This is a genomic window from Streptomyces sp. PA03-5A (assembly GCF_033792725.1).
In the GTDB taxonomy this organism is placed as follows: domain Bacteria; phylum Actinomycetota; class Actinomycetes; order Streptomycetales; family Streptomycetaceae; genus Actinacidiphila.
The window spans coordinates 1-12,358 of sequence record NZ_JARAVL010000021.1 but is presented as its reverse complement, the minus strand read 5'-3'; the positions used below and the strand labels follow the sequence as shown (position 1 = coordinate 12,358).

Sequence of the window (12,358 nt, the reverse complement as noted above, 5' to 3'; positions counted from 1 at the left end):
ATGGAGACCGTGCCGACGCCCGTGGGGGACGCCCGCGTCACCTGGCACGGGGCCCGCCGGCCGCGCGCCGTCGTGGCGCTGGGCCACGGTGCGGGAGGCGGCGTCGAGGCCCGTGACCTGCAGGCCCTGGCCGCTGCCCTGCCGCCGCGCGGCTGGACGGTCGCGCTGGTGGCGCAGCCATGGCGGGTGGCCGGCAAGAAGGTGGCGCCCGCACCGAAGACCCTGGACACCGCGTGGACGGCGCTGTGGCCCGCACTGGCCCGGCCCGGCCTGCCGGTCGTCGCCGGCGGCCGCAGCGCGGGGGCCCGCGTCGCCTGCCGTACGGCGGTGGAACTGGGCGCGGTCGCGGTGCTGGCGCTGTCCTTCCCGCTGCACCCCCCGGGCAGGCCGGAGAAGTCCCGGGCCGGCGAGCTGACGGGCGCCGGGGTGCCGGTCCTGGCCCTGCAGGGCGGGCGCGACCCCTTCGGCCGCCCCGACGAGTTCCCGGAGGGGCACGAGCCGGTCGAGGTGCCGTACGGCGACCACGGGTTCGCCGTGCCGAAGTCCGCCGACCTCACCCAGGAGGCAGCACTCAGCGTCATCACGGACGCGGTGCTGGGCTGGCTGGAGGAACTGCCCCCGCTTCGGGAATGAGCGGTGCGCGACCCGTGTTGTGCGAGGCGTCCACGCGAAAGAACGTACGCACAGTGAGGAAGGCAGCCGGATGGTCAGAGCCGAGTGCCGCGCCCGTGCCGAGGCGCCCTACCTGTCGTGGCCGGAGTGGCCGGCGATGGGCGGGGCGGACAGGAACAGCGCGCCGATCCCGCCCGGGATATCCTCCGATGGCGTGGGGTCCGCTTACGGCCCCGTGACCGTCGTGGAGGAGGTGGGTCCGGTCAGCGGCAACGACGACAGCCCGTCCGAGGTGCCTGAGGTGCAGGTGGCTCCGGAGTCCGACGTCGAGCGCAGCGCGCGCTTCGAGCGGGACGCCCTGGAGTACCTGGACCAGATGTACTCGGCGGCGCTGCGCATGACCCGCAACCCGGCCGATGCCGAGGACCTGGTGCAGGAGACGTACGCGAAGGCGTACGCGTCGTTCCACCAGTTCCGTGAGGGCACCAACCTGAAGGCGTGGCTGTACCGCATCCTCACCAACAGCTTCATCAACTCCTACCGCAAGAAGCAGCGCGAGCCCCAGCGCAGCGGTACGGAGGAGATCGAGGACTGGCAGCTGGCCCGCGCCGAGTCGCACATGTCGACGGGTCTGCGCTCCGCCGAGTCCCAGGCCCTGGACCACCTTCCCGACTCGGACGTGAAGCAGGCGCTGCAGGCGATCCCGGAGGAATTCCGGATCGCGGTCTATCTCGCGGACGTCGAGGGCTTTGCCTACAAGGAGATCGCCGACATCATGGGAACCCCCATCGGTACGGTGATGTCCCGTCTGCACCGGGGGCGGCGGCAGCTGCGTTCGTTGCTGGAGGACTACGCGCGGGAGCGCGGGCTCGTCCCGGCGGGCGCGGGAGATGAGAAGGGCTCGGGCACATGAGCTGCGGCAACCCGCATGAGACGGACTGCTCCGAGGTACTCGAACACCTTTACGAGTACCTGGACAACGAGATGTCCGACGACGCCTGCGCCAAGTTCAAGCAGCACTTCGACGAGTGCCACCCTTGCTTGGAGAAGTACGGCCTCGAGCAGGCCGTCAAGAAGCTGGTCAAGCGCTGCTGCGGGCACGACGACGTGCCCACGGACCTGCGGTCCAAGGTGCTCACGCGGATCGAGCTGATCCGCGCGGGCGAGGTGGCGCCGGTGCCGGAGCCCGCGGACGGCGGCAGCACGCCGACCGGTTTCCCGGCCGGCTGACGCAGCCCGTACAGGCAAGCCACCCGGGATCACCCGAAGGCGGGAATCGCGGCCGCTCGCCCACCGCGCGACGGCCGTGCCCCTAGCCTCTGTGGGGTGCGTGCGAAGCGGACGGTCGGGATGCTCCCCGCGGCGGCGCGGGTGTACATCCCGCTCGTCGTGGTGTCGGCGTGCGGCGCCCTCGTCACCGGCCCCCACGAGGGCACTCCCTGGGCGACCGCGGCCGTGCTGGCGGTGGTCTACGCGGCAGGGGAACGGACGGGGGCGTCCCTGCCCCCGGTGCTCTTCGCGGCCGCGCTCCTGCTTCCCCCGGGCGCGGCCGCACTCGTCGCCGTGCCCGGTGGCCTCCTCGCGCCGGTCCGGGGCGAGCCGGGCCCGGTGCGCCGGGTCTGGCACGCCGCGCAGCTCGCCCTGGCCACCGCCGCCGCAGCCCAGGTCCGGGACGCCTTCGGGGAAGGCGACTTCGCGCGGTTGCCGGGACTGCTGGTGCCCGCACTGGCGGCCGTCCTCGCCTTCTGCCTCTACTCCGCCGCCCTCACCGCCGGCGTGCTGATCACCGCCGAGCGCACCGCCCCGGCCGTGGCCCTTCGGGAGGCCCTGCTCGAACCGCTCGCCCCACACCTCACCTACGGCCTGGTGGGGCTCATGGCCGCGGTGCTCTGGCAGGGCCCGTACGGGGCCGTGGCCGCGGTCCTCGCCCTGCTGCCGACGCACATCGCCCGCTGGGTCGTCGGGCAGGCGCGCCGCGAGCGGGCCGCGCACCAGGCGACGGTGCGGGCGCTGGTGCAGGCCGTGGAGATCAAGGACCGCTACACCCGGGGCCACAGCGAGCGCGTCGGCCGGGCGTCGGCACTGATCGCCCGCGAGATCGGACTGCCGCCCGAGCGGGTGGAGGCCCTGCGGCTGGCCGGCATCCTGCACGACATCGGCAAGCTGGGGGTGCCCACCCGGGTGCTGCGCAAGGACAGCCCGCTCACCCCCGAGGAGCGGCGGATCATCGAGCTGCACCCCGGCTACGGCCACGAGATGGTGCGCGGCATCGCCTTCCTCGACGACGCCCGCACCGCGATCCTCCACCACCACGAACGCCTCGACGGATCGGGCTACCCGTACGGCCTGGCCGGCGAGGCCATCCCGTCCTCGGCGCGGCTGGTGGCCGTGGCGGACGCCTTCGACGCGATGACCTCCACGCGGGCCTACCAGGCCACCCGCGGAGTCGACGACGCGCTGGGGGAGCTGCGCCGCTGCGCCGGCAGCCACTTCGACCCCCTCATGGTGCAGGCCCTGATCCGCGCCGTCCGGCGGGACGGCTGGAACCCGGCGGTCACCGCCGACGAGCCGGAACCCTTCGCCCCCGCGCAGACCCGGCGCCACGCCCGCCGCGAGGCCCCGCCCGGCCGTACCTTCGAGCCGCGCCCGTGAGCGCCTCCGGACGCCGCGGAGGCGGCGACCACCGGCGCCGGCGCAGACGCACGCCGTTGGTCGTGCTCGCCGTCCACGGGGTGGCGCTCGCCGTGGGCGGCGCCGCCCTGGTCTGGACGGCGTCGCACGGCGTCGCCGATCCCGCGGCGGCCGCCGCGTTCGGGGCGCTGGTCGTCGTCGGCGAGGCCTTCCGGATCCCGGAGCCAGAGGGACGGGAGGCCGCCCCCGTCGCCTTCGCCGGGGCCCTGGCGTACGCGCTGCTCGCGGCCGAGGCGGTGGAGGTGGTGGTGGCGGTCTCCGCCGCCGCGGTGATCGCCGGGCAGTTGAGGGGCGCGCCACGGGACGCGGCGGTGCGGCGCGTGCTGACGGTGGCGTTCGCCGCGGCGACCGGGCAGCCGCTCTACGGCGGCAGCGGCGGCCATCCGGGCTACGCCGTCCTCCTGCTGGCCAGCACGATCCTGTGCGACGCCGTGCTGGCCGCCGTGCTGGGCGCCGCCCGCACCGGGCATCCCTTCGCCTCCGTCCTCCGCGACGAACTGGCCGTCCTGCCGGGCGTCGGCTCCGCCGTGTGCGCCGGCGGGGTCGTGCTGGCGCAGGCCGAGCAGGCGGCCGGGCTGTGGGCGCTGCCCGTGTGCGGGGTGCCGCTGCTGCTGACGCAGACGGCCTTCCGGCGGCACGCGGCGATCCGGGCCACCCATCGGGAGACCATCGCCTCACTGGCCAGGGCCACCGAGGTCGCCGGCTACACCCCGGTGGGGCACGCCCGCCGGGTCAGCGAGCTCAGCCACGCCATGGGGCGGGAACTCGGCCTGGGCGGACGGTCGCTGGCGGCCCTGGAGCACGCCGCGCTGATGCACGACATCGGCCAGCTCTCCCTCGTCGACCCCGTGCCCGGCGGTGCCACCTCGTCCCTCGATCAGGTGGAACGCCGCCGCATCGCCCTGCTCGGCGCGGAGGTCGTACGCCGGACGGGTGCCCCCGAGGAAGTCGCGCGGATCGTGGAGGGACAGGCCGATCCGTACCGGGAGCAACCGCTCGCGGGACGCATCGTGCGTACGGCCAACGCCTACGAGGACCTGGCCGGAGGCGGCACCGCCGTGGGCCGGGGGCTGCAGGCGCTGGAGCGGTTACGCCTCGATACCGCGCACGAATACGACCCTCGCGTGGTCGAGGCGCTGACCAGGGTCGTTGCCCGGGCCGGGCAGTGAACCCACCGGTAATGAGCGGGCGCACCAAGGGGCATGGTTGGATGCCCGCAGGGGCGCAGAGCGCTCAAGAGGCGCACCATGGCGGCGATGCTGCCAAACCGACGCGCCCGGCCGTGTGTGACAGGCCCTGCCGATGGCAAGGAGGACTGATGAGCACCGCTGAGCACGGGACGTGGGGGGACGGACGGGGCACCGTGGGGCACCAGCGAAAGCGAACGGCAGGCGGGACACCTTGAGGATCTTCGGCAGGGCACGGCACCGGCCCTCCGCCACGTGGCGGCAGGCGACCGACCGTGCGTTCACGTTGATCAGCGACGGACGGTACGAGGACGCCGGTGCGCTGCTGATCCGTGCGGCCGACCTGGAGCCCTGGCGTTCGGAGTCCTGGTACAACCTCGCGCTGCTGCACAAGTTCCGGCACGACTGGGAGCAGGCCCGCACCACCGGTCTGCGGGCCGTCGCCCTGCTGGACCGCGCGCCCGGCGCCCCCGACTGGTGGAACGTCGGCATCGCCGCCACCGCCCTGCAGGACTGGCCGCTCGCCCGCCGCGCCTGGCAGGCGTACGGGCTGCGGCCCGACGCGTCAGGGACCGGCCCCGTCGAGATGGAGCTGGGCAGCTCGGCGGTGCGGCTCTCCCCGGAGGGCGAGGCCGAGGTGGTCTGGGGCCGCCGGATCGACCCGGCCCGCATCGAGGTGCTGAGCATCCCGCTGCCGTCCTCCGGCCGCCGCTGGGGCGAGGTCGTGCTCCACGACGGCGTCCCGCACGGCGAGCGGCGCACCGCCGGCGGCGCCACGTACCCCGTCTTCGACGAGATCGAGCTGTGGGCGCCCTCGCCGGTGCCGACCTGGCTCGTCCTGCTGGAGGCGGCGACCGAGTCGGACCGCGACGCCCTGGAGCAGCTCGCCGCCGACGCCGGGTACGCGGCCGAGGACTGGTCGTCCTCCGTACGGCTGCTCTGCCGCACCTGCTCCGAGAGCCGCATGCCGACCGACGACGGCTCCGACGCCTCCCGCGACCCGCACGACCAGGGCGAACCGGGCCACCCGGGCCACCTCAGCCACCGCACCCCCGGCGCCCTGTGGGCCCCCGAGCGCGAGTGCGGCATCGCCGCCCCGGTCGGCCTGGTGCGCGGGCTGCTGGACAGCTGGGTCGCCGACAGTCCGGACACCCGGGACTGGCGTGATCTCGAAGAGGTCTGCTGACACCGTCGCGGGCACGTACCCTTGATGGGCTATTGAGCTTTGGAGAAGCCCCAGGAAGGCGTACGACGGACCATGTCGCAGCAGGAGACCGAGCAGACCGCATTCACCGACGACGTGACGGACGCGGAGGAGCGTGAGGCCGCCCACCGCGAGCGCGGCACCGCCCGCCCCATCACGGTCGTCGGCAACCCGGTGCTGCACCAGCCGTGCAAGACGGTGACGTCCTTCGACGACGAGCTGGCCACGCTGATCGACGACATGTTCGCCAGCCAGCGCGCCGCCGAGGGTGTCGGCCTCGCCGCCAACCAGATCGGCGTGCCCCTGCGGGTCTTCGTGTACGACTGCCCGGACGACGACGGCGTCCGCCACGTCGGCCACGTGGTCAACCCCGTCGTCGACGACCTCCCCGCCGAGCGCCGCGTCCTGGACGACGGCAACGAGGGCTGCCTGTCCGTGCCGGGCGCCTACGCCGAACTGCCGCGCCCCGACTACGCGGTCTGCCGCGGCCAGGACCTGCACGGCAACGACGTCGTCATCGAGGGCAAGGGCTTCTTCGCGCGCTGCCTGCAGCACGAGACCGACCACCTCAACGGGTACCTCTACATCGACCGGCTCTCCAAGCGGGACCGCAAGGACGCGCTGAAGCAGATGGCGGAGCTGACGCCGAAGTACGAGACCGTCCCGAACGACTGATCGGTTCCTGCCGTTAACCTGTTCGTCCCCCGGCATGATCGCGCCGGGGACGAGCAGGGGAGGGACATGCGACACAGAGCGCTGACGGCCGCGGCGGCGGGTGCTGCGGCGATGGTGGTCCTGACGGCGCCGGCCGCGCACGCCGAGGGGCGGGGGGACATCCGGGTCATCAAGACCGTGGTGGACCACGGCACCAATGTGATCGTCGGGACGAAGAAGACCGTCGAGTTCCCGGTCGCCATGACGATCAGGGACAACTCGGGGATCAAGAAGGTCTCGCACGTGAGCGCCTTCAACACGAAGAACGGGTTCGGACCCGTCGACTGGACCGGCACCCGCTGCGAGAATAAGAGCGCCACCACGTCGGTGTGCACGGCCACGATGACGATCCACCCGGAGTGGATCCGGCCGTACGGCGAAGGCGGGATCGAGGGCTGGAACGCCAACCAGGTCGCGGGCGTCTGGCAGGTCAACGCCACGGTGAACGCGAACGACCGTGACTACTGGATCAGCGACAACATCGCCCGGTTCAAGGTGAAGCGCGCCTCGGTGCTCACCACCGACGCGGGCCCGGAGCCGGTCGCCAAGGGCGGCAAGCTCACCGTCAAGGGCAAGCTCACGCGGGCGAGCTGGCAGAGCCTGAAGTACTGGGGCTACGCGGGGCAGCCCGTGAAGCTGCAGTTCAAGAAGGCGGGCTCCACGAAGTGGAGCACCGTCAAGACGGCGACCACGAGCAGCAACGGCTCGCTGAGCACCAAGGTGACCGCCACCGCGGCGGGCAGCTGGCGCTGGTTCTTCCCGGGCACGACCACGACGGCCCAGGTGACCTCGGCCGCCGACGCGGTCGCCCTGAAGTGACGGCGAGGGGGCCCGGCCGGCCGGGCCCCCTCGTTCGTGCATCCCGCGGCGCGGATCAGAAATCGTCGTCGAAGGAGACCGAGCCCTCGACCGCCACCTGGTAGGCGGAGGCGCGGCGCTCGAAGAAGTTGGTCAGCTCCTGGACGTTCTGCAGCTCCATGAAGGAGAACGGGTTCTCCGAGCCGTAGCGGGCCGGCAGGCCGAGGCGGACCAGTCGCTGGTCGGCGACGCACTGCAGGTACGCGCGCATGGAGTCGGTGTTCATGCCGGGCAGGCCGTCGCCGCACAGGTCGCGGGCGAACTGGAGCTCCGCCTCGACGGCCTCCTCCAGCATCGCGGTGACCTGCTTGCCCATCTCCTCGTCGAAGAGCTCGGGCTCCTCCGCGCGGACGGTGTCGACGACGTGGAAGGCGAAGTCCATGTGCATCGACTCGTCGCGGAACACCCAGTTGGTGCCGGTGGCGAGCCCGTGCAGCAGGCCGCGCGAGCGGAACCAGTAGACGTACGCGAAGGCGCCGTAGAAGAACAGGCCCTCGATGCAGGCCGCGAAGCAGATCAGGTTGAGGAGGAAGCGGCGGCGGTCCTCCTTGGTCTCCAGGCGGTCGATGGACTCCACCGAGTCCATCCAGCGGAAGCAGAACTGCGCCTTCTCGCGGATGGAGGGGATGTTCTCCACGGCCGCGAACGCGGCCGTGCGCTCCTCGGGATCGGGCAGGTAGGTGTCGAGCAGCGTCAGGTAGAACTGGACGTGCACGGCCTCCTCGAAGAGCTGCCGCGACAGGTACAGCCGCGCCTCAGGGGAGTTGATGTGCTTGTACAGGGTCAGCACCAGGTTGTTGGCCACGATCGAGTCGCCGGTGGCGAAGAAGGCGACCAGACGGCCGATCATGTGCTGCTCGCCGGGCGAGAGCTTGGCGAGGTCGGCGACGTCGGAGTGGAGGTCGACCTCCTCCACGGTCCAGGTGTTCTTGATCGCGTCGCGGTAGCGCTCGTAGAAGTCCGGGTAGCGCATCGGACGCAGGGTCAGCTCGAAGCCCGGGTCGAGCAGTCTCTTGGTGGGGCTCATCACTGGCAGGCCTCGCAGGACTCGGGGTTCTCAAGGGAGCAGGCGATCGCGTCGGCGTCGGGCGTCGTCTGCTGGAGCGGGATGGGGGCCGCCGCGCGGGCGGACTGGGCGATGCGGGTGGCCGGGCGGGAGCGCAGGTAGTACGTCGTCTTCAGGCCCTGCTTCCAGGCGTACGCGTACATCGAGCTGAGCTTGCCGATGGTGGGCGCGGCCATGAAGAGGTTGAGCGACTGGCTCTGGTCGAGGTACGGCGTACGGGCCGCGGCCATGTCGATCAGGGCGCGCTGCGGGAGCTCCCAGGCGGTGCGGTACAGCTCGCGGACGTCCGCGGGGATCCAGTTGAAGCCCTCGACGGAGCCGTTGGACTCGCGCAGGGCGTCGCGGGTCTGCGCGTCCCAGACGCCGAGCTTCTTCAGGTCGTCCACCAGATAGGAGTTGACCTGCAGGAACTCACCGCTGAGCGTCTCGCGCTTGAAGAGGTTGGAGACCTGCGGCTCGATGCACTCGTACACGCCCGCGATCGAGGCGATCGTGGCGGTCGGGGCGATGGCCAGCAGCAGCGAGTTGCGCATGCCGGTGGCGGCGACGCGGGCGCGCAGCGCCTCCCAGCGCTCGGGCCAGTTCTCCTCGGTGTCGTAGTGGTCCGGGTGGAGCACGCCGCGGGCGGCGCGGGTCTGCGACCAGGCCGGGTGCGGGCCGTGGCGCTCGGCGAGGTCGCAGGAGGCCTCGTACGCGGCGAGCATGATGCGCTCGGCGATCTTCGTGGACAGGGCCTTGGCCTCGGCGGAGTCGAAGGGCAGCCGCAGCTTGAAGAACACGTCCTGCAGGCCCATCGCGCCCAGGCCCACCGGGCGCCAGCGCTCGTTGGAGGAGGCGGCCTCGCGGGTCGGGTAGAAGTTGATGTCCACCACGCGGTCGAGGAACGTCACGGCGGTGCGGACGGTGGCGTCCAGCCGCTCCCAGTCGATGGCTTCCTCCCCGGCGCCGCCGTCTTCGCCCACGAAGGCGCCGAGATTGACCGAGCCGAGGTTGCAGACCGCGGTCTCGCCGTCGTCGGTGACCTCCAGGATCTCCGTGCAGAGGTTGGAGGAGTGGATCACGCGGCCGGGCTCGGCGGTCTGGTTGGCGGTGCGGTTGGACGCGTCCTTGAAGGTCATCCAGCCGTTGCCGGTCTGCGCGAGGGTGCGCATCATGCGGCCGTACAGCTCGCGCGCGGGGAGGGTCCTGCGGGCCAGGCCCGCGGCCTCGGCCTTGCGGTAGGCGGCGTCGAACTCCTCGCCCCACAGGTCGACCAGCTCGGGCACGTCGGCGGGGGAGAACAGCGACCAGGTGCCGTCGGTGTCGACGCGGCGCATGAACTCGTCCGGGATCCAGTGCGCCAGGTTCAGGTTGTGGGTGCGGCGCGCCTCCTCACCGGTGTTGTCGCGCAGTTCCAGGAACTCCTCGATGTCCGCGTGCCAGGTCTCCAGGTAGACGCAGGCCGCGCCCTTGCGGCGGCCGCCCTGGTTCACGGCGGCGACGGAGGCGTCGAGGGTGCGCAGGAACGGGACGATGCCGTTGGAGTGGCCGTTGGTGCCGCGGATCAGGGAACCGCGGGAGCGGATGCGGGAGTACGACAGGCCGATGCCGCCGGCGTGCTTCGACAGCCGGGCGACCTGGTGGTAGCGGCCGTAGATCGAGTCCAGCTCGTCCAGCGGGGAGTCCAGCAGGTAGCACGAGGACATCTGCGGGTGCCGGGTACCGGAGTTGAAGAGCGTGGGGGAGCTGGGCAGGTAGTCCAGCCGGCTCATCAGGCCGTAGAGCGCGGCGACCTCGTCCACCGAGCGGCCGGTGCGGTCCTCGGCCAGGCCGCAGGCGACGCGGAGCATGAAGTGCTGCGGGGTCTCGATGACCTGGCGGGTGATCGGGTGGCGCAGCAGGTAGCGGCTGTGCAGGGTGCGCAGGCCGAAGTAGCCGAAGCGGTCGTCCGCGCCGTCGGCGAGCGCGCCGTCGACCAGTGCGTCCAGCCGCGCGGCGTGCTCGGCGACGAAGGCGGCGGTGCCGTCGGCGATCAGGCCCTCGCGGTGGCCCACCGCGATGGACGTGGAGAACGACACGGCGCCCTCGCCCGCGGCCTCGTCGGCGACGGCGAGGGTGAGCAGGCGGGCGGCGAGCCGCGAGTACTGCGGGTCCTCCGCGATCAGCCCGGCGGCGGCCTCGGTGGCCAGCCCGCGCAGTTCCGCCTCGTCCGCCGTGGCGCTGCGGCCGCGCAGCGCGGCGGCGGCGACCCGGCCGGGGTCGGTGTCGGGGAGGTCTGCGGTCAGTTCCGTCAGGACGCGCAGCAGATCGGCTCCGGTTGAGGCAGGTTCCGATGCGGTGGCGGGTGCGGCGGGCGCGATGGTCACGTGTGCTCTCTCCCTCGTACGGCGGCGACGCGGAGGAGCGACGGGGCGCACGCAGGGCAGGCCAGGGCATGCCGCGGCGCGTCCGCCGGCCCAACCCGCGAGGCCCGGACACTTCACCGTCCGGACGGCGCGCCGGACGGTGCCGTCGGCAGGTACTCGGACTCGCGGGCACGCCTTCAGGCGCCCGCACACCGTTGCGGGGCAGTCCCGGATTCCCACCGGCTTCCCCTGCGGCGACAGCGGAGTTGAGCATACATCTAGTGGCGCCCGCCCGTGACACCACCAGATGTTGTGTCGGTGCGGTTACACAGTGACGGACTCACCGGTGCCAGTCATGGCCGTCGCGGGAGTCGTGGACGTGCCCGGTCAGGGCGGCGAGGGCCAGGGCCAGGAAGAAGACCAGTGCGGTGACGGTGGCGAGGAAGGTTTCCATGCCTTCGACTGTGCTCCTCGTGTGACCCCGCCGGGAGTGGCAGGACCGACGTGCTACCTCGAAATCCTGCCACGCCCGCGCAGCCCCTCTGCCATCCTGGACGCATGCTGCAGAACGTGGCCGTGGTCCTGCTCGACGGTGTCCATCCCTTCGAACTCGGGGTGGTCTGCGAGGTGTTCGGAATCGACAGGTCGGACGACGGCCTGCCGGCGTACGACTTCGCCGTGGCGTCCGCGGAGGGCCCGACGCTCACGTCGCCCGCCGGGTTCACCATCGGCACCCGGCACGGGCTGGAACGGCTGGAGGAGGCCGACCTGGTCGCGGTGCCCGCCGGGGACTCCTACGTGCGCCGGGAGTACCCGCCGGAGCTGCTGGAGGCGCTGAACCGCGCCGTCGGGCGCGGGGCGCGGGTGCTCAGCGTCTGCTCGGGGGTCTTCGTGCTGGCCGCCGCCGGGCTGCTGGACGGCCGCCGCTGCGCCGCCCACTGGCGGCACGCGGAGGAACTGGCGCGGCGTCACCCCCGGGTGCGGGTCGAGCCCGACGTGCTGTACGTGGACGAGGACCCGGTGATCACCTCGGCCGGCACCGCCGCCGGGATCGACGCCTGCCTGCACCTGGTCCGCAAGGAGCAGGGCAGCGACGTGGCCAACGCCATCGCCCGGCGCATGGTGGTGCCCCCGCACCGCGAGGGCGGCCAGGCGCAGTACGTCGACCGCCCGCTGCCGCGCACGCGCTGCGACACCGTGGGCGAGGTCCTGGCGTGGATGGAGCGCCACCTGGACCGCGAGGTCACCGTCGACGAGCTGGCTGCCCGGGCGCACATGTCGCCGCGCACCTTCGCGCGCCGCTTCCAGCAGGAGACCGGCACGACGCCGTACCGCTGGCTGCTGGGCCAGCGGGTGCTGCTGGCACGGGAGCTGCTGGAGGGCACCGACGAGACGGTGGACGCCGTCGCCGCGCGCGCCGGTTTCGGCAACGCGGCGACCCTGCGGCACCACTTCGCCCGCTGGGTGGGCACCACCCCTCAGGCGTACCGCCGCACCTTCCGCTGCCCGGAGCTGGCCCGTACGGCATGACGACGGGCCGCCGCCCCGTCCCAGGGCGGCGGCCCGCGATCGTGGCCGGAGCGGCGGTCAGTGGCCGGCGCCCACCGGCAGGTCCTTCTGCACGCCGGGGTCGCCGGCGTCGGCGGTGAAGTCGGCCTTGCTGGTCTCGTCCACGCCCTCGGGGGCCTTCAGGGCCCGCAGG

At 72.7% G+C, this 12,358-nt stretch carries 11 protein-coding genes and 1 riboswitch; of the genes, 9 read left to right on the top strand and 2 right to left on the bottom strand.

Annotation, left to right across the window (positions count from 1 at the left end; genetic code table 11):
- From PV410_RS25350 to PV410_RS25315, 8 genes are all read left to right on the top strand, one after another.
- The gene (locus PV410_RS25350; RefSeq protein WP_500328042.1) at positions 1-633 is read left to right on the top strand and encodes an alpha/beta hydrolase family protein; all 633 of its coding nucleotides are present in this window, start codon (positions 1-3) and stop codon (positions 631-633) included.
- A gap of 232 nt (positions 634-865) precedes the next feature.
- Positions 866-1,525: a sigma-70 family RNA polymerase sigma factor gene (locus PV410_RS25345; protein ID WP_375819388.1), complete on the top strand. Its 660-nt coding sequence runs from the start codon at positions 866-868 to the stop codon at positions 1,523-1,525.
- Positions 1,522-1,842, top strand: a complete 321-nt coding sequence (gene rsrA, locus PV410_RS25340; protein ID WP_499513862.1) for a mycothiol system anti-sigma-R factor — start codon at positions 1,522-1,524, stop codon at positions 1,840-1,842. Before PV410_RS25345 ends, rsrA begins: the two co-directional genes overlap by 4 nt.
- Before the next feature lie 120 nt (positions 1,843-1,962).
- Positions 1,963-3,264: an HD-GYP domain-containing protein gene (locus PV410_RS25335; protein ID WP_500328041.1), complete on the top strand. Its 1,302-nt coding sequence runs from the start codon at positions 1,963-1,965 to the stop codon at positions 3,262-3,264.
- Positions 3,261-4,472: an HD-GYP domain-containing protein gene (locus PV410_RS25330; protein ID WP_500327906.1), complete on the top strand. Its 1,212-nt coding sequence runs from the start codon at positions 3,261-3,263 to the stop codon at positions 4,470-4,472. The genes PV410_RS25335 and PV410_RS25330 overlap by 4 nt, the downstream gene beginning before the upstream one ends.
- A gap of 232 nt (positions 4,473-4,704) precedes the next feature.
- A complete protein-coding gene (locus PV410_RS25325) occupies positions 4,705-5,676 on the top strand; it encodes a tetratricopeptide repeat protein (protein WP_499513864.1) in 972 nt (323 codons plus the stop codon).
- Between the two features lie 72 nt (positions 5,677-5,748).
- Positions 5,749-6,369: a peptide deformylase gene (def, locus tag PV410_RS25320; protein ID WP_500327904.1), complete on the top strand. Its 621-nt coding sequence runs from the start codon at positions 5,749-5,751 to the stop codon at positions 6,367-6,369.
- Positions 6,370-6,435: 66 nt separating this feature from the next.
- Positions 6,436-7,227 carry a hypothetical protein gene (locus tag PV410_RS25315; RefSeq protein ID WP_500327902.1) on the top strand — a complete coding sequence of 264 codons (792 nt, stop codon included), beginning with the start codon at positions 6,436-6,438 and terminating at the stop codon, positions 7,225-7,227.
- A gap of 55 nt (positions 7,228-7,282) precedes the next feature.
- Here the strand turns inward: PV410_RS25315 and PV410_RS25310 are convergent, their stop codons facing one another.
- Complete coding sequence (locus PV410_RS25310; RefSeq protein ID WP_500327901.1) at positions 7,283-8,293, bottom strand: ribonucleotide-diphosphate reductase subunit beta; 1,011 nt, start codon at positions 8,291-8,293, stop codon at positions 7,283-7,285.
- Positions 8,293-10,677 carry a ribonucleoside-diphosphate reductase subunit alpha gene (locus PV410_RS25305; RefSeq protein ID WP_500327900.1) on the bottom strand — a complete coding sequence of 795 codons (2,385 nt, stop codon included), beginning with the start codon at positions 10,675-10,677 and terminating at the stop codon, positions 8,293-8,295. Before PV410_RS25305 ends, PV410_RS25310 begins: the two co-directional genes overlap by 1 nt.
- A 130-nt stretch (positions 10,678-10,807) precedes the next feature.
- A riboswitch (cobalamin riboswitch) is annotated at positions 10,808-10,967 on the bottom strand.
- Between the two features lie 247 nt (positions 10,968-11,214).
- On the opposite strand from PV410_RS25305, the gene PV410_RS25300 reads away from it, so the two are divergent.
- Positions 11,215-12,186, top strand: a complete 972-nt coding sequence (locus PV410_RS25300) for a GlxA family transcriptional regulator (protein WP_500327898.1) — start codon at positions 11,215-11,217, stop codon at positions 12,184-12,186.
- The last annotated feature ends 172 nt before the right edge of the window (positions 12,187-12,358 follow it).